Below are 26,623 nucleotides of genomic sequence, written 5' to 3' on the forward strand. Positions count from 1 at the left end.
CCGGAGCAAAAAAACACGCACCGCGGCCGGTTATAACGTGCTGGTGAAGGTCTGGCCGGTGCCGCCATAGTCGTTGATGATTTGCCAGCTCAGGCTGCCACCTGCGCCACTCGCCGTCGGCAACGGGAAACTGGCGCTCGCCTGCGGCGCCACCATGGTGTTGCCGGTAATGGCGCGGCCATTCAGCTTCAAATTGAAAAAGGTGAGGTAGTAGGGAGAAGGGTTGGTCACCTGCAAACGATCGCCGCTACGCCGCCACGTCAATTTACCGGCCGCCTCTTCCAGATTGCCGACGAGCCCCTGCGGGCGATAGATCAGCTTGATGCGGGTCTTGATCGCAATTTGCAGCGTATTCTCTTTCTTTTCCACCGAAGGAATAGCCTTCACATTCAGCCAATACAGCGACTCTCTGTCCGTCGGTAAATTGCCGCCCGCACGTACCACGCGCAGCAGGTTATTTTGGCCCCCGTCCAAACGAAATAGCGGCGGCGTGATAATAAAAGGTGCTTTCGCGCTATCGCCCTCTTGCGCATCGACCCAGGATTGGATCAGATAAGGCACCGTATCCGGATTGTTGATATTCAGAGCAGACTCTTTTTTACCACCGTCGTAGATGAGGCGCGTTCCACCCACTACTACGCCGGCCTGTACCGGAGCCCAAAGCGTCATCAACAACGCCGCCGTCAGCGCAAAGTATCCAGCTTTCATCTCTTTCTTCCCGTTCCCATCACCGATGAACAAGAGCCAGAGAACACGCCCTCTGGCTCATTTTTCTAACTGTTTCGCCGCCGTGGCGGCATAGCCTTACTGATAAACGATGGTGAAGTTGGCCGTAGCGTTGGCGCTACCGACGGAAACGACGTCATAAGCGAAATAGCGCGCGACAAAGCCCAGGGTGTTGTCTTTATTCTCTGCGAGCGCATACACGCGGGAATCGTTGCCGATATTGAGCACGTTGCTGCCGTCGTCCAGCAGCTGAACACCAATACCGCCCGCAACCCCAGCGGTGCCGGCGCCGGTCAGTTGCAACAGCCCGGACTGCCCCTGCACCTGAGTGCCGTCAAAACGCACGGTGGCGCCGGTCACAGTTTTCGGGCAGTTTTTCAGCACCAGGTTGAAGGCTTTGGCGCCGGCGGTTTTAGACAGGGTGAATGCATCTTTGGCAATCTTACCCAGAGCGACCTGCTTGTTCTTGGAGTCCGGATCGACGGTGCAAGACTGATCGGTAATGGAGCCAGTGATATTCAGCGCGCCGTCAGCAGCAAATGCAGAGGGGATAAATGCGGACGCAGTCAAGACAGCTACAGCCAACAGATTCTTTTTCATCCTACTTTCCTTAAAATTATGCAAAATATGCATGGGGTTTATTTCCGACATATCCTTAATGTCATTCCTTTTATTTAGCTCCATGAATGTGAAGGGCCGTAGCCAGACTGATTAATGGCTTCGGGCTTATTCACCCAAACGATTCATTTTGAACTAAAGTGACTCCTTTGGTTTTTCAAACCAATAAAAACTCATTTAACAGGATTTAAAACCAAGCGAGTAACAAAGTGATGTTAAATCAGACTAAAAAACCAAGGCGTAAACTCACTAATTTAAATCTGCGGATTTTTGATTAGGATTTTGCTTAGATAAAGAGGAGAGAGGGGACACGAGGAAAAATCACAACACACTGTTTTAAAAAAGAATTAATCTTTAAGCAGGAAAGAGGGTATGGGAATATTGACATTGTTTTTACGCGTCCTTACAGTATGTTTCAGTTTAGTTCAAAGTGACTCCTTATCGTTATTAACTTAAATCACACTTACCAAATTTCCTTAAAGCGCTGTGCATTGCTGGCGGTATAAATCACCGTATTCTGGATATTTCGGTGCCCGAGGTAATCCTGAATTAAACGGGTGTCGATACCGCGATCTGCCAATGCAAATCCGCAGCCATGCCGCAGCATATGTGGATGAGCGTTGACCTCCAATTTGGCCACCTTGCTGTAATGGCGAATCAGCCCGTAAATACGTTGGCGCGACAGACGGCCACCGCGGTTGGACAGGAACAGCCACTCTTGATCGGCCCAGCGGTGCCGTTGACGCTTATCCAACCAGCGCCGCAGACATTGCCTTTCGCGCAGATAGAGCGGATGGACGGTGGAAAAGCCATTTTTCAACCGATGTACATAAATATTACCGCCTTCCAGATCGATATCCGATAAGCGCCATCCCCCTATTTCGCTGGCGCGACACCCATGAATAAAACACATATAAATCAAACAATAATCGCGTTCTGGATTCTTTCCCTGCAGCGTGACCTCAAGCAGTCTCTCCACTTCGGAAGGCGTCAGATGTTTACGATTAGACATACAACCTCATTACTTTGCTCGGAAAAATGTGGCTGCCATTTTCCTTTTACGTCACCACAATGGACACTCAGGGTAGCCCCTGGCTTATGGATAGGTTCCTGCATCCAGCGCGGAGTATAGCGGATTTGCCGAATGCGAACAGCGCGACAGGCGTTATTATCACGGGCATCAACCGCCCCTGTGAGTCGCACTTGTGAATGGGTTCCGCAGATTCCCGGCACTATCACCACACGGCATCCTGTTTGCTTTAGCTTGCGTTATCACTGCCTGGCACGATGTAGCGTAAGATTGATAAATTAACCGGCAAAACAAAGAATATTCCTAAAAAATATTGCCATGTCATTAACACTCGCCATTAATAACGCCGCCAAAATGAGAATAAAAAACCGCCACCACGGGTTCATATTAACCTGACGGATAAGCATTAATAATTATGGATATCGATAACAGAGTGAAACTGGAAGGGTAAGGGATGAAATGGCAGTCACAACAGACAAAAAAACCCAGGCTTGACCTCAACAAACGATCGCCTGGGGGCGATGAAATTATTGACGGATTATCACGTGGCACAATTCACCGAGCGTCAACTCAGGGTGATCGATAAGCATTTCCGCAGTGAGCGTAATGCCGAATTCTCGCCGAACCACCAGCATCAGCTCCATATAATCCAGGCTGTCCAGCCCAAGCTGTTGCAGCGGCATATCTGCCGACAGCTGCGCTCTCTCCAACCCTCTGGCTTCATACAACATGCCGCAAATCGTCTCATATAACCGATGATACTTTTCCATAGGCCCTACCGTTATTCATTGTGATAACCAAATACCAGCGCCGCATTAGCGCCGCCGAAACCGAAGCTGAGGCTCATGACATTACGCAGACGGCCATGCCGATGCCCTTCGCGAATATAATCAAGATCGCATTCGGGATCGGTCTCGTGCAAATGGCAGGTTGCCGGCATCATTTGTTGCTGTAACGCTTGCAGGCAGACGATGGCCTCAAAACTGCCGGATGCGCCAAGCAGGTGCCCGGTATAGGATTTCGTGCTGGAAATCGGCGTGCGATAAGCATCGCGCCCCAGAGCCGCCTTGATCGCCTCGGTTTCGCTCACATCGTTTTGCCGCGTAGAGGTGCCATGCGCATTGATATAGTCGATTTTATGACTGTCGAGCTGCGCCTGCTCTAAAGCCCGTCGTATGGTTTTCACTTTCGCCTGCTGATCCTCCGCCGGCGCGGTAAGATCGAAAGCGTCTGAAAAATTGCCGTACCCTTTGATCTCCCCCAGGATCGTCGCACCGCGCGCTAAAGCCGCTTCCCGTTCCTCAAGGCATAACACGGCGGCCCCTTCCGCCAGGACGAAACCGTTGCGATCCCGGCTGAACGGGCAGCTGGCTTTGGTGATATCTTTCTGCTCCCGGCTCAACAAACGCAACGCATCCATATTCCAGATCGCACCGTTGCCGCTCAGCGATTCCGACGCGCCGGCCAGCATCATTGCGGCACGGCCGCTGCGAATCGCCTCAAACGCATCGCCAATCGCGATGCCGCCGGTCGCACAGGCCGCCGCCGGCGAGCCTTGATAACCCCGTAGCAGCCAATGCTGGCCGCATATGGCGGTCGCGATATTGGGCATCGCGTGAAAACAGCCAAACAACTGCCCCAATCCGGATTGCAGATAGTCCGCATTGTTCTGCATGATCTCATCCTGCCCTCCCCAGCCGCTGCCGATAATCGCCCCGCACTCCAACGACGAATAAAAGTGCGCAGGCCCCCTGTAAGAGGATGAAAACGCCATTTCGATCGCCTCTGCGGCGGCGGCAAGCGCCAACCTGGCGAATCTGGGTAGCCGGCGACTTACCCGCGCAGCAACGCCCTCCAGCGGCGGTTCAGACTCCAGCAAAGCAAAAAAGCGCGCGTGGATCCCCGCCGCCGATTTATCGTGATAGCGATAGGCCAGGCGGCTGGCCATGATAGCCTGCCAGTTTTGCTGCGCGTTGCCGCCCAGCGCGGTGACGGCACCGTAACCGGTGACCACCACTCGTCTTATTTTCTCCATGCTTATTCTCCTTGCCCCGATGCGAAAGCCTCGTTGCCGCCCAGCGCCAGCCAGAGCTGCATCGTGGCGTTCAGGTAGCGGTATTGCAGCGCCGACAGCGAATTTTCGCTGGTCAACACCGCCTCTTGGGCATCCAGTAGCGTTTGCAGCGCGACGGAACCGGCCTGATATTGATGCCGCGCCAACGCCACGGCTTGCCGGCTCATCGCCAGATGCCGCCGCTGGTTGCCGATTTGCCGCTGTGCTTCCAGGCGTTGTCGCATGGCGTTGTCCACATCGGCCAGCGCGCGGTAGACCGCATCGCGAAATTGAATCTCCGCCCGCTGCGCCTGCAACGCCGCTTTGTCACTGGACAAGCGCATCTTGCGCCATTCGATAAACGGCAGCGTCAACGTGGCCCCCAGCGAACGCGAAGGTTCACTGAACCACCGGCGGAAAAGCCCACTGCCGGCATCCAACCCGGCTTCCAGGCTCAGCGCCGGATAAAAACTCAACCTGGCCGCCTCGGCACCGGCCAGCGCCGCTCTCAGGCGGCGCTCTGCCGCCTGAACATCCGGCCTGCGTGCAATCACCGCCGCCGGCAGGCGCTGCGCGATAGCCACCTCTTCAAGCGGCAATGAACGCCGTTCGCTATAGCGCAGCAGCGGCGATCGCCCAAACAATAACGCCAGCGAGTTACGTGCGTCTTCCCGCTGCCGCTCCAGCTCATGCAGTTGATTCTCTCTCGCCAGCAGGTTCTGTTCCGCCTGCAACAGCTCGAATCGGCCAACGTCGCCCGCGGTGTGACGTGCCGCCACCAGCCGCAAAGTTTCACGCGCGATCGTCACCATCCGTTGCTGATGGATGACTTGCTGATTCAAATCGGCAATCTGCCAATACCCGCGCGCGGTAGCACCTATCAAGGTCAACGCGGTATTGCGCCGGTCCAACGCCGAGGCGACGGCCTGCCATTCGGCCTGTTCGCGAATGCGCGCCAGCTTGCCCCATAAATCCAGTTCATAGCTCAGAGAGAGCCCTGCACGGTAGCTTTCCAGCGGCGTAGTCGCGCCCCGCAGCGCCCGGGTATTGCGGCCACTCAGGTTGGCGGCCAGATCCGGCGTCAAATTGCCCTGCGCTAACCCGGCCTCCAACATGGCCTCACGCCACTGCAATCCGGCCAGCGCCAGATCCTGATTCGCGATCAGCATGCCGTCGATCAGCGCCGACAGTTGCGGATCGTTGAAGTTTTCCCACCAGGCGATGCCCGCGCGCAGTGAACCGGAGCGCTCATCGACCACGCGCCACTGCGGCGGCAACGACGGTGGCGCCGTGGCGTCGATCGGCCGCCATCCGCAGGCGCTCAGCGACAGCATCACCAGCCCACAAACCCAAAGTCGGCTCATTCTCGCGCCAGCGCCTCCACCGGCTGCAGGCGCGCGGCGGTGCGGGCGGGAAAGAACCCGAACCCGACACCGATCAACGCCGAGAATCCGCAGGCCAGCAACAGCGGCGGCCAGGTAAAGATCATCGTCACCTGCGGCGCCAATCCGCTCAGAGCCCCTTTAACCAACGCGGCGCAGGCGATCCCCAACACGCCCCCCAGGCTGCAGATCACCACCGCCTCGATCAGGAACTGCCGCATAATGTCCCTCTCAGCGGCGCCCACCGCCAATCGAATGCCGATCTCATGGGTCCGTTCCGTCACCGAGACCAGCATGATGTTCATTACCCCCACACCGCCCACCAGCAGCGAGATGGCGGCAATCGCGGTAATCAGCAGCTGCATGGAGTCTGAGGCGCGCTGAATGGATTGCGTCAGCTGATCGTCGGTCAGGGTGAAGAAATCCCGCCGCCCGTGTTCTACGATCAAACGCCGGGTCACATCCCGCCCCGCCTCTTCCAGCGTCCGTTTTTCATTCACTCGCATCACAATGGATTCCAGCGGCATATCGCCGGCGATGCGGCCGGTGAGGGAGGTATAGGGCAGCCAGGCAAGCGGTTGAGAACCGGCGTATTGAGCGCCGCGACGCTGCGCGACGCCAATCACCCGATAAGGCACGCCCGCTATCAGCAATACCGCGCCTATCGGGTCTTGCCGGGAAGAAAACAGCGCCTGCTTTAACAAGGGATCAATCACCGCTACCGGTGCACGCTCACTCAGATCCTGCGCGGTTAACAGGCCGCCGGAAAGCAGGCGAATGCCCTGCGTGCGGAAATACCCTTCGCCGACGCCCATCACGGCGAGTGGCACCTGTTTGCCTTCGCGAACGGCCAGCAGTTGGGTGCCGATCACCGGCGAGACGCTGTCGACGTAAGGCTGCGCCGCCAACAGTGCAGCATCGCGCGCGCTCAGCGAACGCGCGAAATCAGGGCGCGACTTTTCCCACCCGAGGCCAGGGCGAATCTCCAACGTGCTGGTACCAAGCTGGCTGATTTCCTTGAGAATATTACGCCGTGTGCCCTCCCCGATGGCGATGGCGGAGACCACCGCCGCAATGCCGATAATGATGCCGAGCATCGACAACACAGCCCGGATCCGATGCCCCAGCAATGCCCGCCAGGCCATGCCGACAGCCTCTTTCAGCGCCACACCCGGTGCCATGCGCTTCAGGGGGGCCACCGGCGATAGCGGCCGTTCGAACGTAGCAGGCTGTCGGGAGGCCTCATGGCGACGATCCGCCACGATCTCGCCGTCGCCGATCTCAATGATCCGCCGTGCCTGCTCGGCGATCCGCCGATCGTGCGTCACGATAACGACGGTGTGCCCGACCGCGTTCAGCTCGTGCAAAATGGCCATCAACGCCTGACCGCTGGCGCTATCCAGCGCGCCGGTCGGTTCATCGGCCAAAATGATTTCCGCACCGTTCATCAGAGCACGGGCAATACTGACCCGCTGCTGTTGCCCACCGGAAAGCTGCGCCGGGCGATGACCGCCGCGCTGCGCCAACCCGAGCCGAGCCAACAAATACGCTGCCCGCTGGCGGCGCTCTGCGGCCGGCATGGCGGTATACAACGCCGGGATCGCCACATTCTCGCCGGCGGTCAGATAGGGCATCAGATGATAACGCTGGAAGATAAAGCCGATATGCCGGCTGCGAAGCTGCGCCAGGCGATCGCCGTCGGCTTGCCCAATAGCCACCCCGTTGATGTACACATCGCCCTGAGAAGGCTTGTCCAGACAGCCGATGATGTTCATCAGCGTCGATTTTCCAGAACCGGAAGCGCCAACGATAGCGACCATTTCCCCCCGCTGAATGCTCAGGGATACGCGCTTGAGGACCGCAATTTTCTGCTCCCCGGCCTGAAACTCGCGCGAGACGTTTTCCAATGCAATAATGGGCTCGGCGTTAGCTGACATGGCCTTCCTCCGCATCAGGCTGCTGCTCCAGCAGCACCCGTTCCCCTGCGCTCAGCCCTTCCAGCACTTCGGCATAGCGACGATCGCGGGTACCGATACGCACTCGGCGTACCACGGTCTGCTCGCCTTCCAACACCTTGACCTGGTAATCCCCTTCATCCAATGCCTCGCCCAGCGCAGCCATCGGCACCCGCACCACTCCCTGCGCGCGTTCGGTAATGATAAATACCTGCGCCGTCATCGAGGTGCGCAGTCGGCGTTCATCGTTGGCGACGGCAAACACGCCGTTGTAATACACCGCCGCCGTTTGCTGGCTTGAATTCCTGCCCAGCGGGTCGGTTTCCAGCGCCTCCGCCGGCGCCTGCTGTATCGCGCCCATGGCCCCCTCATATCGGCGACTGGGATCGGCGGCGACGTAAAACCACAGCGGCTGCCCCGTCTTCACCTGCAAGATGTCATTTTCCGATATGCGGGTATGCACCATCATGGTATCCACGTCTGCCATCACCAAAATGGTCGGCGCGGTTTGCGACGAGACGATGGTTTGCCCTTCCTGGGTGACGATGCCCAGCACCTCGCCGTCGATAGGGGCGGTAATACGGGTAAAAGCCAAATTGGCCCTGGCGTTTTCCTGCGCCACTTCGGCCTGGACGATCTGCGACTCGTTCACTTTCAACTGCGCCAGTTGCGCGTCGTGCTGCGCCTGCGCTTTTTCCAAATCGCTGGCCACGCCGGCGCGGTCGCGCGCCAGCGCCCTTTGCCGCTTCAGCTCCAGCTGGTACTGCTTCAGCTGTGCCTGGCTCGCCAGTTTCTGCGCCTGCGCGCTGCGTAATTCAGCCTGTGATTTGCGCAGCTCGTTAAGCTGCAGCGTCGGATCTATCTCGGCCAACAGCTGCCCCTGGATCACCCTGTCACCCTGTTTGACATACAGTTTTTTCAACTGCCCGTTGACCTGTGCGCCCACGTTAACCTGCCGAAACGGTTTCAGAATCCCGGTCGCCAACACGCTTTTTTCGATGTCCCCGCGCTCGACGCGCGCCGTTTGCGGCGGTTGACTGTCAGGAGGCCGATTCAGCAACGACAGTCCGCCAGCCAACGCCACCAAAATACCCATCGCCAACGCCACTCGCCGCCAGCGTTTCTTTCCGGGCACGTCACTCCACCTCTGCACAATCATTCATCCTGGCGTCGTCGGAGCACTCAGCCACCAGCCGCCCCTGCGACATGCGCAAGATCCGATCGAACAACGGCAACAGCCGCGGGTTATGGGTGACCGTCACCAGGGTTTTACGGTTTTCACGGCAATGCGCCACCAGAGCCGACATCACCGCCGCAGCGGTCTTTTCATCCAGATTCGCCGTCGGCTCGTCCAGCACCAACACCGGGCAACGGCTGTACATCGCACGCGCCAGCAACAGACGCTGGCGTTGCCCCAGCGACAGCCCGGCATGGCTCTCCCGCACCAGGGCATTCACGCCCCCCGGCAGCTGTGCCACTGCATCCGCCAGCCCCAAACTGCGCAGCGCCTGTTCCACCTGCCGTTGCTGGCCCGGCACCGACGGCGCGAACAGCGTGATGTTTTGCAACACTGAGGCATTGAACAGAATGTCCTCCTGGCTTTGCAGGAAGAACAGCCGCTGCGCGGCGGCGCTTGCCAGTACGCGCCCATCCAGCGTCAGCGCCCCCTGCTGCGGCGTCAGCAGGCAGGCGAGCACCTTCAACAACGTGCTCTTGCCCGCGCCGGAACCGCCGCAGATGGCAATACACTCCCCCCGTTCCAACGTCAGCGACAAATCACGCAACACCGGCTGGCCGGCGTCGTAAGCGAAGGTCACCCCCCGATACGCCAACCGCGCGTCAAAATGGCTCGCGCCTTCGCCCTCAGGCAGGGCACGAACGGATACCGCAGGAAACAGATCCCGCGCGCGTTCATCGATGACGTGCAGCTGGTTTTTCTGCAGCACGGCGAAAAAGATCTTGCTGCTGTACGAGGTAAAGATTTCGCGCAGAAAGCTGTAGGCGAAGAATGCCCCCAGGCTGAGCTCGCCCTCCTTGAGCAGCGGCAACGCCAGCAGCATGAACAACACCATCTCCAGACTGCCGATCAGTTGGTAAATGCTGCCCTTTATCTGCTCATAGATCTTTTGCTGCTGCAGGCAATTGAACAGCGAGCGGGCATGTTCGGCGAACCCTTCCTGCCGCTGGCCGGCCAGGCCGGCAGATTTGATGGTCGAAAACCCCTGGATGGTTTCCAGGATGAAGTCATTTTGCACCGCGCCTCGCACCTGCAGCTGCTGGGTGTAATGCCGATCGCGGTAGATGGCCCACACGCTGACCGCCCCCATCAGCAGCACGCCGACAACCGGCACCAGCGCCAACATCGGGCTCAGGTAGCACATCACCGCCAGCGCGATGGCGCCGATGACCCAGTCGGTGCGCAGGCCGTTATCCAGTTCGATCTTCTGGCCGGCGGCCATCTGCCAACTGGTGAAACGGCTGAAGATCTCGCCGGGCGCGCGCTTGCTGAAGAAATTGAGCGAGTTTTCCAGCAGGCGAGAAAACCCGGCGGCGCCGTGCAACAACACGAAATTTTTGATGAAGCGTTCGGTGAGGGTGCGCGCAATCAGCGCCAATGCCGTGGAGGCCACGAACGCCAACAGATAGTAGGCATAGGGGAACGCGACCCCGCCGGCCATGGCGAACACCTGATTGATCGCGCTGGCGACCATCATCGGCATGATGAACAGCGTCAGCGAGATAAAAAACGTCATCGCCGCCAGGCGATAAATGCCGGCGATGCCGGCGGTGTCCTTCAGGCTTAAACTGGCGAAAGCGCGCCGGCGGCCGCTGCGCGGGGCCGGTGCACCAGCCGGTATCTCATCGCGATCCAACACCAACGCATAGCCGCTGATTTCCGCTTTCAGGGCAGCGTACGGCAACAGTTGCTGCCCCAATGCCGGATTCATTACGCATACGTACCCCCCCTGGCGATACGCCAGCAACACATAGTGGCCCGCGCCGTAATGCAAAATGGCCGGTAAAGGCAGCGACGCCAGATCCCGATGTTCGAACGCCACCGGATAAGCCGGCAGCGCCAGCTCTCCCAAAATGGCGCACAGCGTCGCCAGCGAAGTGCCGTGCTGCGAAGCGGGATAACGCTCCCGCAGCTCCGTCAACGGTGCGCGAATGCCCTGAGTTTCCGCCAGCATGGCGATACAGGCCAGCCCGCACTCGTTGATTTCGCTCTGCAAGACCGGCGTAGGAAGGGTGTTGTCCATGCGTAGTGATATCCCTGACTTATTCGTTGATGAAAAATAAAGAGTGCGAATGCCATAACAGCCAATCATCCGCATGCCGCCGCAGGGTACGTTCGACGATCGCCGGCACGGCGCGGCCGACCCGGTCTGCAGCGACCGGCTCTTCGATGTGAATGCGGATGCCGCGATCGAAATAAAGCGAATAGCACACCACCTGAGCCCGTAGCGCCCGGGACAGCCGAACGATGCCGCTGTGCAGATGCGCCGGCCGGCCGAACAGATGGCAGGCCAGCTTGGCCGCTGGGTCCTGATTGCTGTGCAGGGTGTAATCCGGCGTGATGTCCGGGAAGAGGATGATGTTGCGCCGATGTTCCGCCGCTTCCAGCATCGCCTGCGATAAGGTACCGGCGATGTGCCGCGGATCGTCGTGAATCGAGCAATAGTCGAGCCGCTGCCGCCATTCGCCTTCCGGCGCTCGCCGCGCAAACGCCTGCACATCGCCGGAAACGATCACCGTGGCTCGTCTGGGATAAACATTCGCACCGACCAGCGTCGCCAACACGTCGGAGACCGTATGCATCGGCGCCAACAGCACCGGCACGCCCGCGCGATGCAACGGTTCCACGACCCGATCGAGCTGTGCGGAACAGTGCGCCAAATGCTTCATCAACGCCGCATTGCGGGCATAGACCGCCGCGATATCCAGCCACTGCCGCCGCTGCATCAGCCAGGCGAAGTCCAGCTTGCCCTCACCCAACAGGCTCTGGCGGTTCGCCAGCGCTACCGCATGCCGGTGGCGAAAGCGACGCTGCGGTCTGCTTCCCCTCAACCGCCGGCGCACCTCCAGCCACAGGCGATAATCCACGCGCCGCAGCACAGCACACGTCAGGCGGTTACCCATCCCGGCACCCGTTGCCGATAAGCGGGCCATCGCGTCCAGGCCGTTGCGCCAGGCCAAATACCCCCGAACCGCGAGCAGGCGCATCACGGGGCCAGCGGTTTATCGTGCTGCAACAGCGACAGCAGCTGCCGGCTGAAAGCGGAAAACTCACGATCTTGCAGCGCCAGCCATTTGCGATTGACGATAAAACTGGGGGTCGCGTTGACCTGGTAATAGCGGCTGACCGCCGTCATATACGCCAACAGCTCTTTGACCCGCTCTGACTCTCTGGCCTGCTGATAGGCAGCCTCATCGATACCGTTGGCCGTCAGCCAGGCGCTGAGCTGTTTGTCGTCCGCCAGGTTGAGGTTTTCTTTGATAATGGCGCGGTAAGCGGCGGGGCGATGCTGCGCTTCGATCCCCATGACCGTCAGCGTGGCGAACAGGGGCGCAAAGGCCGCCATGCCGGCTTGACTGTCGTCACTGAGGTGCAAGCGCACCAATTTGGCCCCCGCCGGTAAACTTTTTTCCAGCTCGGCCACGCCGCTTTCGTTGACTTCACAATAGTGGCAGGCATAAGAGAAGACTTCGACAATGGTATTATCGTCTTGCAACGGGCTTTGTTCGATTTTTTCCGGGGCGATAAAGCTCAGGCTTTCTGCCACCGGCGGTTGCATGACGTAATGTTTAAAATAAAAGGCGGTCAAAAAAGAAGAGGCAAAAATAATAACGAGCGTATAGCTGATAAAAAGCAAGGGACGTTTATACATAACGGACGCATCCTGCGCATATATTAATACTCACCCGGCAGGGTGAATGCGTGAAAAAGAGTTAATACCGTAAATAATGAGAACGTAAAGATGACTTCTCGCCCGGTATCAGGCGAGCCAGCGTGAACGCCGCCCGCCTGCCCACCGCTAATCTAAATGCAGGTGGTCAACCCGCATCAGCTTGGCGTAGTTGGGTTAGACGGGCAGCTTGCTACCGGCGCTGGGTAATAGAACTTCTGAACACCACCGAATTTGTTCGCACAGGTTTTCACCAGCTGGCAGGTACGGTTGTTGCCACTGCCCACCCAGGCAAATTCCTTGGTACAAACAAAAGTACCGCCGACGATGTTTTCCGCTTCTGACAGATTGATTTTTTTCATTACAATATCCTTATATATATTAAAATATAAACACACTACCCATTGCTCTGTCGGCAGACAGAGCAATTCTTCAATACATTTCAAAACCATCTAATCAATAACAATGAGCGCACTGCGGGAAAAAGCATAGCCATCCCAAACGAGCAGATCAATACAATTATTTACACTGCAAGTTAAAGTTAATCAAATAAGTAACTCTCGATTGTGGGACTATTCCAATTTAAATAAGACTAAAAACAAGAAAGTCAGAATAATTCCTGGTACAGCAAGGAAAATAAAAAAGGATAATTCTCAAAAAAATGAAAAAACAAATAAGAAAAATTCAGGTCTGACCAGATTAAGGCGACGTGCAACACGCTGAAAAGATTGCTTCCTGCCGCGCCGGATTTACACTGGGCAGCAGGACTCTCACTCTACAGGATGCCCATGCTCGCCACTCACGAATACGCCAACGACCTGATTCTGTTCGCCCTGATTGTCGACTGCGGCTCGTTCAGCAAGGCCGCGGAGAGCGCCGGCATCACCAGCTCGGTGGTCAGTAAACGCATCGGGCGGCTGGAAAAATCGCTGGGTGCCCGGCTGTTGTACCGCACCACCCGCAGCCTGACACTGACCGAAAGCGGCCAGGCGCTCTACCAGCAGGCCAAAGAGATCGGCGCCAAAGTGCAGGCGGCGCTGTATGCCGTCAGCGAAAAGAGCGAAGAATTGACCGGCGCCATTCGCATGTCGGTGCCGACCATCTCGGGCGAGCTGCTGCTGAGCGAGAGCGTGGCGGAATTTTGCGCTCTGCACCCCAACCTGAAGGTCGAGATGCGGCTGGAAAACCGCTTCGTCGATTTGGTGGAAGAAGGCATCGATCTGGCGATCCGCACCGGCACCATGCCGGATTCGAGCCTGATTGCCCGGCCGATCTTCGATTCCCGCTGGGTGATCGTCTGCTCGCCGGGCTATCTGGAAAGCCACCCGGAACCGCGCAGCGCCGAAGATCTGCTCGGCCACAACTGCCTGACCTACACCTACCAGGAGAGTGGCACCGCCAACTGGCTGATGAAGCGGCCGGGACGCAACGAAATCTACGAGCTGCAGGTTAACGGCAACCTGTCGGCCAACAATGCGCGGGCGATCCGCAAAGCGGTGATCGGCGGCCACGGTATCGCCATGGTGCCGCGCTGCATGGTGTATGAGGATTTGCAGGACGGCAAACTGACGGAGATCCTGGCCGGCCACTGCGGCAAAGTATTGGGCATTTACGCCGTCTATCCTTACACCCGCAATCTGCCGTTAAAAACCCGTCTGCTGATCGAACATATCATCGGTTCCTACCAAAATATCAGCCATTATTTTTGAGTTCCCCCGCTCTGATTATTTCCCCGCGGCCGTAAAAAGCCGCGGGGATTACCGCATTTTTGGACATAATCTATTGAACATTCCCGCCTAATTAATGTGAGCTCGCGCATTCATCACACAAAAAAGCCTCTTATCAATATGATTTTTAAGCAGTTAATTTAGTCCCTCCTATCGACCATTTTCCCACCGCCGGCGCTGTTCGCCGATGTTAAAAAATTACCGCATGGCATCGTCGCCAACGTTGTGATTAGAATGAAAATGTTGCGGCAATTAACCTTTCAGCTACATATCTCTGCCCATAAAAATAATAACCCTGAGGATCTTATGCCCCTGCTTTTCAGTATTGCGCCCATCGTCCTGCTGATTTGGATGATGACCAAAAGGAATGGCGTGCCCTCTTACCTCGCCCTGCCGCTGACGGCCGCCGTGGTGTATGCCGTACAGCTCCTGTGGTTCGATGCCTCGCTGCGGCTGCTGCATGCCAATATCATCACCGCGCTGGTGTCGACGCTGACGCCGATCACCATCATCGCCGGCGCCATCCTGCTCAACAAACTGATGCAGGTAAGCGGCGCGGAAAACGCGGTGCGCCGCTGGCTGGAAACCATCAGCCCCAATCCCGTGGCCCAGCTGATGATTATCGGCTGGGCCTTCGCCTTTATGATTGAGGGCGCCAGCGGCTTTGGCACACCGGCCGCCATCGCCGCGCCGATTCTGGTCGGGCTGGGCTTCAACCCGCTGCGCGTCGCCCTGTTGACGCTGGTGATGAACTCGGTACCGGTTTCCTTCGGCGCCGTGGGTACCCCCACCTGGTTCGGCTTTGCCAACCTCGGCCTGTCGGACGCCAGCCTGCTGGAAATTGGCCGGCAGACCGCGCTGATCCACTTTGTCGCCGGCTTCGTCATTCCTCTGCTGGCGCTGCGCTTTATCGTTTCCTGGCAGGATATCCGCCGCAACCTGCCGTTTATCCTGCTCAGCGTGCTGAGCTGCACCGTGCCCTATCTGCTGCTGGCTCAGGTGAACTATGAATTCCCGGCGCTGGTCGGCGGCGCGATCGGCCTGGCGCTCTCGGTGCTGTTGGCGCGCGGCGGCATCGGCCTCACCCGCAGCGACAAATCGCAGAGCGCCGGTCAGGCGGTGCCGTTCTTACAGGTGGTCAAGGCCATGACCCCGACCCTGCTGCTGATTGCTATTCTGATAGTGACGCGCGTCCATCAGCTGGGCCTGAAGGCGCTGCTCAACAACACCACGCTGCTGTGGCAGGAAAATCTCGGCTGGCTCGGGGAGCTGCGCATCAGCCGGGCGCTGATCGTCGAACTGCAGCAGGTGCTGGGCACCTCCGCCGCCGCCGGCTACAAAACGCTGTATGTCCCGGCGCTGATCCCGTTCCTGCTGGTGGTGCTGCTGTGTATTCCTCTGTTCCGTCTGAATGGCGGCCAGGTGCGGCAAATGTTCAGCGAAACCAGCGGGCGCATCGCGCGGCCCTTTATCGCGCTGTTCGGCGCGCTGGTGATGGTCAACCTGATGATGCAAGGCGGCGACAACGCGCCGGTGATCCTGATCGGTAAAGCGCTGGCGGCGCTGACCGGCGAGAGCTGGCTGCTGTTCTCGTCGTTCCTCGGCGCGCTGGGCTCGTTCTTCTCCGGTTCCAATACCGTCTCGAACCTGACCTTCGGCGGCATTCAGCAGTCGATCGCCCAGAGCAGCGGCCTTGACGTCAATCTGACGCTGGCCTTGCAGTCCGTCGGCGGCGCCATGGGCAACATGGTGTGCCTGAACAACATTATCGCCGTCTGCTCGATCCTCGGGATCGGCAACGCCGAAGGCAAAATCATCAGAAAGACCGTGCTGCCGATGCTGGCGTACGGCGGGATTGCGGCCGGCATGGCAGCGCTCCTCACGCTCTGACTGAACACTCGTTATCGCAAGCAAGACAAGAAGGTAAACACTATGATCATCTCCGCGTCAACCGACTACCGGGCCGCCGCCCAGGCCAAACTGCCACCGTTTCTGTTTCACTACATCGACGGCGGGGCCTACGCGGAGCATACGCTGAAGCGCAATACCGCAGATCTGGCCGATATTGCCTTGCGCCAGCGCGTGCTGCGCAATATGTCCGAACTCAGCCTGCAGACCACGCTGTTCGGCGAGCAGCTGACGATGCCGGTGGCGCTGGGGCCGGTGGGGTTGACCGGCATGTACGCCCGCCGCGGCGAAGTGCAGGCCGCGCGCGCCGCGGCTAAAAAAGGCATTCCGTTCACGCTGTCCACCGTGTCGGTCTGCCCGATCGAAGAGGTGGCGCCGGCGATCGATCGGCCGATGTGGTTCCAGCTTTACGTGCTGAAAGATCGCGGCTTTATGCGCAATGCGCTGGAGCGCGCCAAGGCCGCCGGCGTGAAAACGCTGGTGTTTACCGTCGACATGCCGGTGCCGGGCGCCCGTTACCGCGACGCCCACTCGGGGATGAGCGGCCCTAACGCCGCGCTGCGCCGCGTGCTGCAGGCGTTTGCCCATCCGCAGTGGGCCTGGGATGTCGGCCTGCTCGGCAAGCCGCACGATCTGGGCAACGTCTCGGCCTACCGCGGCAAACCCACCAGCCTGGAAGACTACATCGGCTGGCTGGGCGCCAACTTCGATCCGTCGATTTCCTGGCAAGATCTGGAGTGGATCCGCGAATTCTGGGACGGCCCGATGATCATCAAAGGCATTCTGGATCCGGAGGACGCCAAAGACGCGGTGCGCTTCGGCGCCGACGGCATCATCGTCTCCAACCACGGCGGCCGCCAGCTGGACGGCGTGCTGTCGACCGCGCGCGCCATGCCGGCGATCGCCGACGCGGTGAAAGGCGACATCACCCTGCTGGCCGACTCCGGCATCCGCAGCGGCCTGGACGTGGTGCGCATGATCGCCCTGGGGGCCGACAGCGTGCTGCTGGGGCGCGCCTTCGTCTATGCGCTGGCGGCGGCCGGCGAAGCCGGGGTGGCTAACTTGCTGGATCTGATCGACAAGGAAATGCGCGTCGCCATGACGCTCACCGGCGCGAAAACCATTGCGGAGATCAACGCCGGATCGCTGGTCAGAAACGCCTGAATCAAAGCGGCTGCACGCCTTCCGGGTAGGCGTTGTAGCTCATCTTGCTGATGAAGGCCCCGGCCGGTGACACCAACACCCGGCCGGCGGCGTCCAGCCCGAGGAAAGTGCCGGTGCAGCGCCCGGAAATAAAGTCGAAGAAGAACACCGAGCACACCGGGATAATCTTTTCCCGGAAGGTGAACAGGAACATCTCGTCCTCAAACTTGTAGTAGGTGGCATAGTCCATATCGCCGTGGCCGAATTGCTCGCCGCGCAGGTTTTGCCAGGCATAGCGCTCGGTGTTGACGTAGAAGTGTTCGTAATAGTGGTTGGGGCTGTAGACATTCAGCGTACGATAGCCGATCAGCTCGCGGGTCAGATGCGGCGCGACGCCACTCGGCGTGACGCCGACAATCCGGCCGACGTGGAAGCTTTGCTTGAGGCGCGAGCCCTTTTCCACCGTCTGTTCCGGCAACAGCGTGCTGCGCACCAGCAGCGCTCGGCCGCTGTCACGATTGAGTACCAGCGTCAGGCACTCGTTTCCCGGCGACTGCAGCGGAATATTGAAGAAATAGCGTGCGGCGGAGGTTTGCACCTCTTCGTAAGCGTCCTCACCGCTCTCCCCTCCCCAGGCCCACAGCACCCGTTGCCGATCGGCACTGAAACGCAGCGTGATTTCCCCGTCGTTGTCAAAGGCGATCTGCAGCGTTTTGCCCCGCCACTCCTGGGTGCCCGGCAGGCGGTTAGTGTCGATACCGCGCGCGAAATCGTCGTAATTCTTCCAGTCCGGCTCGGCATTTTGATTCAGTACGGATTGTTCTGCTGACATCTTCGTTCTCCTTGATCGAATGGGATGAAAACCGCCTCAAACGTCGGCGACGCTCGCCGGTTTCACCGCTCTGCGGCTCACCACCGCGGGGGCAGTTTCATCGAGAAAACAACTCAGTACGCCTGCGCACACGGCGCCGGCGGCCGCCAGCCACATCACGCTGACCAGCCCGTAGCGATCGGCGATCAGCCCGGCGATAAACGGCGCCAGACAGCCGCCAATCACCTCACCAATCCCCATCACCAGCCCCAACGCGGTCGCGATGCGGGCCGGCGATACCGTTTCCGACGGGATGGTGGCCATAAACAGCGTGAAGCAGCCAAGGCCGGTATAAGACAGGAACACCAGCACGCCCAGCAGCCACGGGTTATCGACGTAGCTCAGGAACAGCGGGCAGCACACCGCCAGCAGCGAAAAGAAGATCAGCGTCGGCTTGCGGCCGAGGCGATCGGAAATCGCCGGCACCGCCACACCCCAGAACACCCAGGCGGCGCCGATGGCGCTCATGATGCCGCCCATCGTGCCTTCGCCGAAGCCGCGGTCGGTCACCAAAAAGTTGGGGGTGAAGGTAATGATGATCATGAACCAGGTGACGAACACGCAGGAAATCAGAATGCACAGCGCCACATTCTTGATTTTAAACAGCTCGCCGTAAGCGGCTTTGTTCGCCGCCTTGCCGGCCGCCGGCGCGGCGCTGAAAGCGGGATCCTTCTTGCCGTTCACATAGCGATAGATCTGCCACGCCAGAATGATGCCCGGCACGGCGGTCAGATGAAACGCCATGCTCCAGCCCCATTTCTGCGCCAGATAGATGATCAACGGCGGCGCGATAATGCCGCCCAGCAGCCCCGGCGCCGCCCCCTGGATCAGCCCCATGTTGAAGCCACGGCGCTGCGGCTGCGATTTTTCCACCATCAGCGATTGCGCGATCGGCAGCACCGGCCCTTCGGCGATCCCCATCAGCGCGCGGAAGATCAATAACATGGCAAAGCCGCTGACTAGCCCTGACAGCGCGGAGAACAGCGAAAACACCAGGATCGACAGGATCAGCATCGGTTTACGGATATTGAAGCGATCGGCAATCGCCCCCAGCCCCGCCCCGGACAGCGCCCAGGTCAATGCCAGCACCGCCGACAGCGTGCCAAGATGCACGTTGCTCAGTTTCAAATCGGCGGCGATCATCGGAAACAGGAAAGAGATAGTCAGGCGATCGACGAACACGCAGCCGAACACGAAGAATAAAATAATCAGCAATCGGTTCTCTTCGCTCAATCGCGAGCGCTGCCCTGGCGAATTATTCATAGCGTCATTGGTCCATAAGTTAACTTATGAATGGCGAGCGGCCATGGCATAAGTCGATTAAGCGCGCGGCCAAGAGAAACATTGGCCATCGGTCACGATAACAACTCATTAACATGTTAACGATATAAACTTATCTCAAGTAACGGGCATGTCAAACGGCCGTTGAAAACGACGACGGGGTGGCAAATCAGGTATTTTTCACAGAGCACGAATGACATGAAAATAAATCAACATTATGTTTTTACTGATTTAAATAAAATTATCCTGCACTTTTTACTTTTATCGAAAAAACCAAAATGCCGTGATTTATAAACGGGTTAATAAATAAAAGTTAATCCCCCCTTATGAATGGACGGTATTTCCCTTTTCATCGGCCGCATTGCCCCACCCGCTTTATTATTTGAATCCGTTTGCTTTATAGCGGTTATGGCGCGAACGATTAACTCCATTGTGTTAATCAATAATCACGTCATGACATTATCAATGCTGAATAATAATAAAAGCGTAGGCCGTGACAGGAATCACAAACAGAACGCCCTTTAACGCCCTGTGAGCGGGTTATTACCGGCGCGGCTAGCTTATGCCAACTCGATCCAACCCCGGATGGAAAAACAGCGGCATGATAAGCGGCAGGTAACCAGCAAGGAGATGAACATGACGACAGCACTGACAAAAGCCGGTTTCTGGCGCAAAACCGCCGACTCTTCATCGCTGCGTGAGCCACGCGTGCTGATTCGGGTCTACGTTGGCGAAGGCGAAATCGATCGCACCATCGCGTTTTACGAGCAGCTGCACGGCGTAACAGCGGACATGCGCTTCGATTTTCCCGAGCATCGGCTGGTATTGGCGGCGGTGGGGCCATTTCTGATCCTGGAGGGGGCGGAAGAGCAGTTGCGCCCTTTCCGCAGCACCGTCGGCACGCTACTGGTCGATGACATTTATCCCTATCACCAGCGGCTGCTGGCCGCCGGAACAGAGATTTTCTTCGGCCCGGTGGAGGTGCCCACCGGCGCCTGTTTCAATGCGCGCCTGCCGGACGGCACGACTGTCGAGTACGTGCATCACCGGCCGCGTGCAGACGAATAAACCACCTCAGGGCAGCACCGGCTTCATGGCGTAACGGCACAGATCCTTGCGCAGGCTGACCATGTACAGCACGATCACCGCCGAGAACGGCAGGCCGCACAGCACCACCGCCGTCTGCATCGCGCTGAAACTGCCGGCATACAGCAGGCCGGCGCATACCAGCGTAGTCACCGCCGCCCAGAATACCCGCAGCCAGGCCGGCGCGTCATCATGGGCGGAACCGCCCTGGCAGGAGAGGTTCGCTATCATCAGCGTGCCTGAATCGACCGGCGTCAGGAACAGCACGAAGCTTATCACCACCACAAAGCCGGCGGTCAGCTGGGTATAGGGCAAGTATTCGAACAGCTTGAACACCGCCATCGGCGGATCGCTTTGCGCCACCTGCCCCAGGATCGCCTGCCCGCCTTCCAGCACCAGGCTGATGGCGGTATTGCCGAAGATGGACAGCCAGGCCAGCGTGAAGCCCAGCGGGATCAGCAGCACGCCGAAAATCAGTTCGCGAATGCTGCGCCCTTTGGAAATGCGCGCGATGAACAGCCCGACGAACGGCGCCCACGCCACCCACCAGGCCCAGTAGAACAGCGTCCAGGCGCCCTGCCACTGGCGCGCCTTGCCGTACAGATACATATCGAAGCTGCGGCTGACCAGCGAGGTCAGATAATCACCGAGGTTTTGCAACATGCCGTTCAGCAGATTCAGCGTCGGCCCGGCCAGAAACACGAACAGCAGCAGCAGGCACAGGAAGCCAACGTTGATGTTCGACAGCATGGCGATGCCCTTCTCGACGCCGGTGACCGCCGCCAGCGTGGCCACCACCATCATCACCACGATCAGGGCCAGCAGCACGCCGGTGCTTTGCGGAATATCGAACAGATAAAACAGCCCCGAGTTCACCAGCAGCGCGCCGATCCCCAGGTTGGTTACCATCGAGATCACCGTCACCAGAATGCCGAAACTGTCCACCAAATGACCGACGCCGCCGTGGATGCGTTCACCGAAGATCGGGTATAACGCAGAGCGCAGCGCCAGCGGCAGGCCGCGGCAATAGGCGAAATAGGCCAGCGCGGTGGCGATCAGCGCATACAGCGCCCAGCCGTGCAGCCCCCAGTGCAAAAAGGTCAGCGCCATCGCCTGTCGCGCCGCCTGCACGGTGCCGCCGCTGCCTTCCGGTGGCGACAGGAAGTGATCCAGCGGTTCATAAGCGCCGTAGTACACCAGCGCAATGCCGATGCCCGACGAGAACAGCATCGCCACCCACGAGGGATAGCTGAACTGCGGCGGTTCGTCATCCTGGCTGAGGCGAATATGGCCGAAGCGCGACAGCGCCAGCCAGAAGACGAATGCCATACAGGCGACCATCAACAGCATGTAGTACCAACCGAACACGTCGGCGACCCAGCTTTGCGCGGCGTTCAGCCACAGTTTGCTGGCGGCGGGAAACAGCACGACCAGCGATCCCAGCAGCAGGATCACCGCCGCCGAGCCGAAAAATACCGGAGCATTCAATCTGACAGGTTCTTCGTCAAGCGATGGAGGAGTTTTTGTTGTCATTGGCAGGCTTCCATGGTGCGAAAGACAGACGATTTCAATGCAACCCTCAGTTAACATTTTATCGTCATTTATTTGACATTTTTGCAGCATATAGAGTATTGATTGACCGTTCAATCAATCAAATCCAAAGTGTGATTGGCCTATCAGTTGGGGAAAATATGTACCGCAGAGATATTCCGGAGCAGCGTAAGGAGCAGCTGATTAACGCCGCCTTCGAGACCATTAACGTCGTCGGGCTGGCCGGCGTCACCCTGTCTCAGGTGGCGAAAGAAGCCGGGCTGTCGACCGGCATCGTCAGCCACTATTTTGGCGATAAAGAGGGGTTGCTGAGCGCCACCATGCGCAAAATCCTGCGCGATCTGCGCGACGCGGTGGCCGAATGCCGCGCGCAGGCGGCGAGCGACAGCCAGTCACAGCTGTTCGCCATTATCCAGGGCAACTTCCACCCCAGCCAAACCAACGCCGTGTCCATGCGCGCCTGGCTCGATTTCTGGGCCGCCAGCATGCACCAGCCGGTGCTGCGCCGCCTGCAGCGCGCCAACGATCGGCGACTCTATTCCAACATTTGCTGCCAGTTCCGCCGCGAGCTGCCGCTGCGGCAGGCGCGTGATGCCGCGCGCGGGCTGGCGGCAATGATCGATGGGCTCTGGCTGCGCGGCAGCCTGGCCGGCGACGAGACAGACCTGAAGCAGGACTGCCGCATCGCCTGCGACTACGTTGCACGGCGGCTCAATGCCGCGCAGCCGCTGGGGTAAACACCCTCGTCAGCGCGATTCCTGCTCTTCGCTGTACTGGGTTTGCCACATCGCGGCGTAGCGGCCGTTCGCGGCCAGCAGCGCCTCGTGCCCCCCACGCTCGACGATCTCCCCCGCCTCCAGCACGATGATCTCATCGGCCTCCACCACGGTGGAGAGCCGGTGGGCGATCACCAGCGTGGTGTGGTTGCGGCTCACCTCGCGCAGGTGCCCCTGGATTTCGCGTTCGGTCTGGGTATCCAGCGCGCTGGTCGCCTCGTCGAACACCAGGATGGCCGGATTTTTCAGAATGGTGCGTGCGATCGCCACCCGCTGCTTTTCACCGCCCGACAGCTTCAGCCCGCGCTCGCCCACCCGGGTGTCGTAACCGTCGGGCAGACCGACGATAAAATCATGGATATGCGCCAGCCGCGCCGCCCGTTCGATTTCTTCATCGCTGGAGCCGGTTTTGCCGTAGCCGATGTTGTAGCGCAGCGTATCGTTGAACAGCACCGTATCCTGCGGCACGATGCCGATCGCCTGCCGCAGGCTGGCCTGGGTCAGTTGGCGAATGTCCTGGCCGTCGAGGGTAATGGCGCCGCTCTGCACATCGTAGAAGCGAAACAGCAGGCGCGACAGCGTGGACTTGCCCGCGCCGGAGGCGCCGACCACCGCCACCGTGTGGCCCGCCGGAATGGTAAAACTCACCTGTTTGAGGATCGGCCGGCGCGTGTCGTAACCGAAGCTGACCGCATCGAACCGCACTTCGCCGCGATCGAGGCGCAGCGGCTGGGCATCCGGGCTATCGACGATTTCACGCTTTTCCTGCAGCAGATCGAACATGTTCTCCATGTCGATCAGCGCCTGGCGCACCTCGGAATAAATAAAGCCGAAGAAGTTCAGCGGCTGATACAGCTGCAGCAGGTAGGCGTTGACCAGCACGAAGTCGCCGACCGTCATCGTCCCCTGCGTAATGCCCTGCGCCGCCATGGCCATCATCACGATCAGCCCGATCGAAATAATGGCGGTTTGCCCCAGGTTGATCGCCGTAAAACTGAATTGGTTCTTGATGGCGGCGTATTCGTACAGCCGGCGCGACAGGTCGAAACGCTCGGCCTCGAACTCTTCATTGCCGAAGTACTTCACGGTCTCATAGTTCAGCAGGCTGTCGATGGATTTGCTGTTGGCGTCGGCGTTGGCCTTGTTGAGCTCGCGGCGAAAGCGGGTGCGCCAGCTGACCGCCAGCACGGTAAACAGGATGTAGCAGCCGACCGTCGTCAGGATCGCCAGCGCGAACCAGCCGTTCAGCATATGCCACATGATCACCGTGACCAGCGTCAGCTCGAACAGGATCGGCACGATGGAGAACAGCAGCCGCGACAGCACCGTGGACACCGCCTGGGTGCCGCGCTCGATGGACAACGACAGCCCGCCGGTCTGGCGCTCCAGATGGAAGCGCAGGCTCAGCGCATGCAGCTGGCGAAACACCCGCACGCCCAGCAGGCGCGTGGCGTTCTGGCTGACGTGGATAAACATCACGTTGCGCAGCTCCTCAAACAGCGCGCCGCCCACCCGCGCCACGCCGTAGGCGACGATCAGCCCCAGCGGCACCGCCAGCATTTTCGCCGTCTCGCCGCTCAGCGCATCGACCATCGCTTTGTAGGCCAGCGGCACCAGCGTGGTGGTGACCTTGGCCGCCACCATGAACACGAAGGCCACCACCAGATACCCCCGCAGGCGCGGGTTGTCTTTCGGCCACAGGTAGGGCAGCAGGAATTTCAGCAAACGGGAACGATCCATCATGTAATATTCATCTTCTCGGTCGGGATCGCGGCACACGGCCGCGCGGGGGTTATGAGTTTGGCCTGGCCGGCGGCAAACGCCGCAGCCATCCCGTTGTCCTGCGGCGGCAACTCAGCATCATCCGTCAGGAGAAGCGGCGGCGGCTCGGGCAAAGTTCAGGCATGGAGGAGACAATCACATGACCCAGACGTATGCAAAGCGCTTTGCGCAGGTCTTTGACTATATCGACCGCCACCTGGACGAGGCGCTCACCGTCGAAAAACTGAGCGAAGTGGCCCACTTTTCGCGCTTTCACTTTCAACGCCAGTTTAGCGCGTATTGCGGCATCTCGGTGTGGCGTTATATCCAGTGGATGAGGCTCAAACGCGCCTCGTACCGCCTGGCGTATAACCCGCCGGAGCCGATGATTGACATCGCGCTGGACGCCGGTTTTCAAAACCCGGAGTCCGTCAGCCGCGCCTTCAAACAGGCGTTCAGCCAAACGCCAAGCCAGTTTCGCAAACGGCCGGCCTGGATCGATTGGCAGCAGCGCTTTCCCGAGCCGAAACACAAAAGGAAACAACCCATGAAGGTAGACATTGTCGACTTCCCGGCCACGCCGGTGGCGATGATCGAACATCGCGGCCCGTCCGCGCTGGTCAACGAAACCGCCGCGCGCTTTATCGAGTGGCGCAAAACCAGCGGCCTGTCGCCGGTCAGAAGCAGCCGTACTTTCGGCATCGCACCGCACGATCCGGCCACCACCGAAGCGCAGGACTTCCGCTTCTTCATCTGCGGCGAGGTTACTGCGCCGATCCCCGAGGACAACGCCTTCGGCGTGGTGAACAGCACGCTGCCGGCCGGGCGCTGCGCGCTGCTGCGCCATCACGGCTCACTGGATGGGCTCTCGGAAAGTGCCCATTATCTGTACCGCGAGTGGTTGCCGGCCAGCGGCGAGGAGCTGCGCGATTTTCCGCTCTATTTCCACTACCACAACTTCGTGCACGAAGTGGCGGAATATGAACTGGTGACCGATCTTTACCTGCCGCTGAAGTAACTGACATCTGGCTCCGCAAGGAGCCAGATTGACGTTAACAGGACGGCGACGAACCTTGCGGCGGCAGATAGCGCTGCGGATCGAGCGCGGTAGCGCGGTAGCGGATCTGGAAGTGCAGGAACACCGAATCGGTGCCGGTGCTGCCCATGGTGCCGATCTTCTGCCCCGCCTTCACATCCTGGCCGTTGCGCACCAGCGTGGTGTCGTTGTGCGCATAGGCGGTAATAAAGTCTTCGCCGTGCTTAATCATGATCAGGTTGCCGTAGCCGCGCAGCTGGTTGCCGACGTACACCACTTTGCCCTTGGCGGAAGCGTAGATCGGCTGGCCGCGTTTGCCGGCGATGTCGATGCCCTTGTTGCCACCATCTGAATTGGAGTAGGCCTGCACGATCCGGCCGCTGGTCGGCCAACGCCAACAGCGGGCAGCGCCCGGCGGCGGCGTTTGTTTGGCGATCGCGGCGGAAGAAGAAGAGGTTTTACGGCGCGTGGCGGCGGTTTTGGTCGGTGCGCTGCCGCTCAGCCGCAGTTTCTGCCCCACTTCCAGGCTATAAGGCGGGCGTATCTTGTTGATTCTGGCCAGATCGCTGACTTCGCTGTCGGTGATCCAGGCAATGTAGTACAGCGTATCGCCCCGTTTGACGGTGTAGGACTTGCCGGTGTAGCTGCCCTTCGGCAGTTTGTCGTAGTCGCGGTTGTAGGTGTTTTTACCCGAACATCCGGCCAACAACAGCCCCAATGTCAGACACACCGCGATGCGGCGCCACCCAGCCCATTTGCTTCCTGTGCTCAAGTCCAGTCCTCAGTCGTCGTTTCGGTTCTGATACGCGTCA

The 26,623-nt window shown here is 59.2% G+C and carries 23 protein-coding genes; 6 read left to right on the plus strand and 17 right to left on the minus strand.

The window, feature by feature from the left end; genetic code table 11:
* Nucleotides 1-30: 30 nt before the first annotated feature.
* The 12 genes from C3F38_RS22730 to C3F38_RS22785 form a co-directional block, all read right to left on the minus strand.
* On the minus strand, nucleotides 31-708 hold the full coding sequence (locus C3F38_RS22730) for a molecular chaperone (protein ID WP_055317272.1): 678 nt from the start codon (nucleotides 706-708) through the stop codon (nucleotides 31-33).
* Nucleotides 709-804: 96 nt separating this feature from the next.
* A complete protein-coding gene (locus C3F38_RS22735) occupies nucleotides 805-1,326 on the minus strand; it encodes a fimbrial protein (RefSeq protein WP_055317273.1) in 522 nt (173 codons plus the stop codon).
* Between the two features lie 481 nt (nucleotides 1,327-1,807).
* A complete protein-coding gene (locus C3F38_RS22740) occupies nucleotides 1,808-2,356 on the minus strand; it encodes a tyrosine-type DNA invertase (protein WP_044030581.1) in 549 nt (182 codons plus the stop codon).
* A gap of 545 nt (nucleotides 2,357-2,901) precedes the next feature.
* Nucleotides 2,902-3,144, minus strand: a complete 243-nt coding sequence (locus C3F38_RS22745) for an acyl carrier protein (RefSeq protein ID WP_055317274.1) — start codon at nucleotides 3,142-3,144, stop codon at nucleotides 2,902-2,904.
* A gap of 11 nt (nucleotides 3,145-3,155) precedes the next feature.
* On the minus strand, nucleotides 3,156-4,409 hold the full coding sequence (locus C3F38_RS22750) for a beta-ketoacyl-[acyl-carrier-protein] synthase family protein (RefSeq protein ID WP_055312454.1): 1,254 nt from the start codon (nucleotides 4,407-4,409) through the stop codon (nucleotides 3,156-3,158).
* A gap of 2 nt (nucleotides 4,410-4,411) precedes the next feature.
* Complete coding sequence (locus C3F38_RS22755) at nucleotides 4,412-5,791, minus strand: efflux transporter outer membrane subunit (RefSeq protein ID WP_055312453.1); 1,380 nt, start codon at nucleotides 5,789-5,791, stop codon at nucleotides 4,412-4,414.
* Nucleotides 5,788-7,746: an ABC transporter permease gene (locus C3F38_RS22760; RefSeq protein WP_055317275.1), complete on the minus strand. Its 1,959-nt coding sequence runs from the start codon at nucleotides 7,744-7,746 to the stop codon at nucleotides 5,788-5,790. Before C3F38_RS22760 ends, C3F38_RS22755 begins: the two co-directional genes overlap by 4 nt.
* Nucleotides 7,736-8,860, minus strand: a complete 1,125-nt coding sequence (locus C3F38_RS22765) for an efflux RND transporter periplasmic adaptor subunit (protein ID WP_055312451.1) — start codon at nucleotides 8,858-8,860, stop codon at nucleotides 7,736-7,738. Before C3F38_RS22765 ends, C3F38_RS22760 begins: the two co-directional genes overlap by 11 nt.
* A 40-nt stretch (nucleotides 8,861-8,900) precedes the next feature.
* Nucleotides 8,901-11,024 carry a peptidase domain-containing ABC transporter gene (locus tag C3F38_RS22770; protein ID WP_055317276.1) on the minus strand — a complete coding sequence of 708 codons (2,124 nt, stop codon included), beginning with the start codon at nucleotides 11,022-11,024 and terminating at the stop codon, nucleotides 8,901-8,903.
* A 19-nt stretch (nucleotides 11,025-11,043) separates the two neighbouring features.
* Complete coding sequence (locus C3F38_RS22775; RefSeq protein WP_055317277.1) at nucleotides 11,044-11,988, minus strand: hypothetical protein; 945 nt, start codon at nucleotides 11,986-11,988, stop codon at nucleotides 11,044-11,046.
* Nucleotides 11,988-12,653 carry a DsbA family protein gene (locus C3F38_RS22780; protein ID WP_055313390.1) on the minus strand — a complete coding sequence of 222 codons (666 nt, stop codon included), beginning with the start codon at nucleotides 12,651-12,653 and terminating at the stop codon, nucleotides 11,988-11,990. The genes C3F38_RS22775 and C3F38_RS22780 overlap by 1 nt, the downstream gene beginning before the upstream one ends.
* A 176-nt stretch (nucleotides 12,654-12,829) precedes the next feature.
* Nucleotides 12,830-13,033 (minus strand): DUF4762 family protein, encoded by a 204-nt coding sequence (locus tag C3F38_RS22785; protein ID WP_055313389.1) that lies wholly within the window; start codon nucleotides 13,031-13,033, stop codon nucleotides 12,830-12,832.
* Between the two features lie 426 nt (nucleotides 13,034-13,459).
* Between C3F38_RS22785 and C3F38_RS22790 the strand changes: the two genes are divergently transcribed.
* From C3F38_RS22790 to lldD, 3 genes are all read left to right on the plus strand, one after another.
* Nucleotides 13,460-14,380 carry a LysR family transcriptional regulator gene (locus C3F38_RS22790; protein WP_055313387.1) on the plus strand — a complete coding sequence of 307 codons (921 nt, stop codon included), beginning with the start codon at nucleotides 13,460-13,462 and terminating at the stop codon, nucleotides 14,378-14,380.
* 324 nt (nucleotides 14,381-14,704) lie between these two features.
* On the plus strand, nucleotides 14,705-16,288 hold the full coding sequence (locus tag C3F38_RS22795) for an L-lactate permease (RefSeq protein ID WP_055317402.1): 1,584 nt from the start codon (nucleotides 14,705-14,707) through the stop codon (nucleotides 16,286-16,288).
* 42 nt (nucleotides 16,289-16,330) lie between these two features.
* Entirely contained in the window at nucleotides 16,331-17,470 is a 1,140-nt protein-coding gene (lldD, locus tag C3F38_RS22800) for an FMN-dependent L-lactate dehydrogenase LldD (protein ID WP_055317403.1), read from the plus strand.
* 1 nt (nucleotide 17,471) lies between these two features.
* Here lldD and C3F38_RS22805 read toward each other — a convergent pair whose 3' ends face one another.
* Together C3F38_RS22805 and C3F38_RS22810 are read right to left on the minus strand one after the other, a co-directional pair.
* On the minus strand, nucleotides 17,472-18,281 hold the full coding sequence (locus C3F38_RS22805; RefSeq protein ID WP_047729955.1) for a MoaF C-terminal domain-containing protein: 810 nt from the start codon (nucleotides 18,279-18,281) through the stop codon (nucleotides 17,472-17,474).
* A 36-nt stretch (nucleotides 18,282-18,317) separates the two neighbouring features.
* Nucleotides 18,318-19,535, minus strand: coding sequence for an MFS transporter (locus C3F38_RS22810; protein WP_080479017.1), 1,218 nt, complete (start codon nucleotides 19,533-19,535; stop codon nucleotides 18,318-18,320).
* Nucleotides 19,536-20,237: 702 nt separating this feature from the next.
* Between C3F38_RS22810 and C3F38_RS22815 the strand changes: the two genes are divergently transcribed.
* Entirely contained in the window at nucleotides 20,238-20,669 is a 432-nt protein-coding gene (locus C3F38_RS22815; RefSeq protein WP_047730852.1) for a VOC family protein, read from the plus strand.
* 6 nt (nucleotides 20,670-20,675) lie between these two features.
* Here the strand turns inward: C3F38_RS22815 and C3F38_RS22820 are convergent, their stop codons facing one another.
* On the minus strand, nucleotides 20,676-22,220 hold the full coding sequence (locus C3F38_RS22820; protein ID WP_049193869.1) for a BCCT family transporter: 1,545 nt from the start codon (nucleotides 22,218-22,220) through the stop codon (nucleotides 20,676-20,678).
* 158 nt (nucleotides 22,221-22,378) lie between these two features.
* Here C3F38_RS22820 and betI point away from each other — a divergent pair, with 158 nt between their 5' ends.
* Nucleotides 22,379-22,975, plus strand: coding sequence for a transcriptional regulator BetI (gene betI, locus C3F38_RS22825; protein ID WP_047729952.1), 597 nt, complete (start codon nucleotides 22,379-22,381; stop codon nucleotides 22,973-22,975).
* A 9-nt stretch (nucleotides 22,976-22,984) separates the two neighbouring features.
* Here betI and C3F38_RS22830 read toward each other — a convergent pair whose 3' ends face one another.
* Nucleotides 22,985-24,754 (minus strand): ABC transporter ATP-binding protein/permease, encoded by a 1,770-nt coding sequence (locus tag C3F38_RS22830; protein WP_055317408.1) that lies wholly within the window; start codon nucleotides 24,752-24,754, stop codon nucleotides 22,985-22,987.
* Nucleotides 24,755-24,935: 181 nt separating this feature from the next.
* On the opposite strand from C3F38_RS22830, the gene C3F38_RS22835 reads away from it, so the two are divergent.
* The gene (locus C3F38_RS22835; RefSeq protein WP_103767503.1) at nucleotides 24,936-25,793 is read left to right on the plus strand and encodes a GyrI-like domain-containing protein; all 858 of its coding nucleotides are present in this window, start codon (nucleotides 24,936-24,938) and stop codon (nucleotides 25,791-25,793) included.
* A 34-nt stretch (nucleotides 25,794-25,827) separates the two neighbouring features.
* Here C3F38_RS22835 and actS read toward each other — a convergent pair whose 3' ends face one another.
* On the minus strand, nucleotides 25,828-26,583 hold the full coding sequence (gene actS, locus C3F38_RS22840) for an amidase activator ActS (RefSeq protein WP_048234629.1): 756 nt from the start codon (nucleotides 26,581-26,583) through the stop codon (nucleotides 25,828-25,830).
* Between the last annotated feature and the right edge of the window lie 40 nt (nucleotides 26,584-26,623).

Source organism: Serratia sp. SSNIH1 (assembly GCF_002935055.1).
Lineage (GTDB): Bacteria > Pseudomonadota > Gammaproteobacteria > Enterobacterales > Enterobacteriaceae > Serratia > Serratia nevei.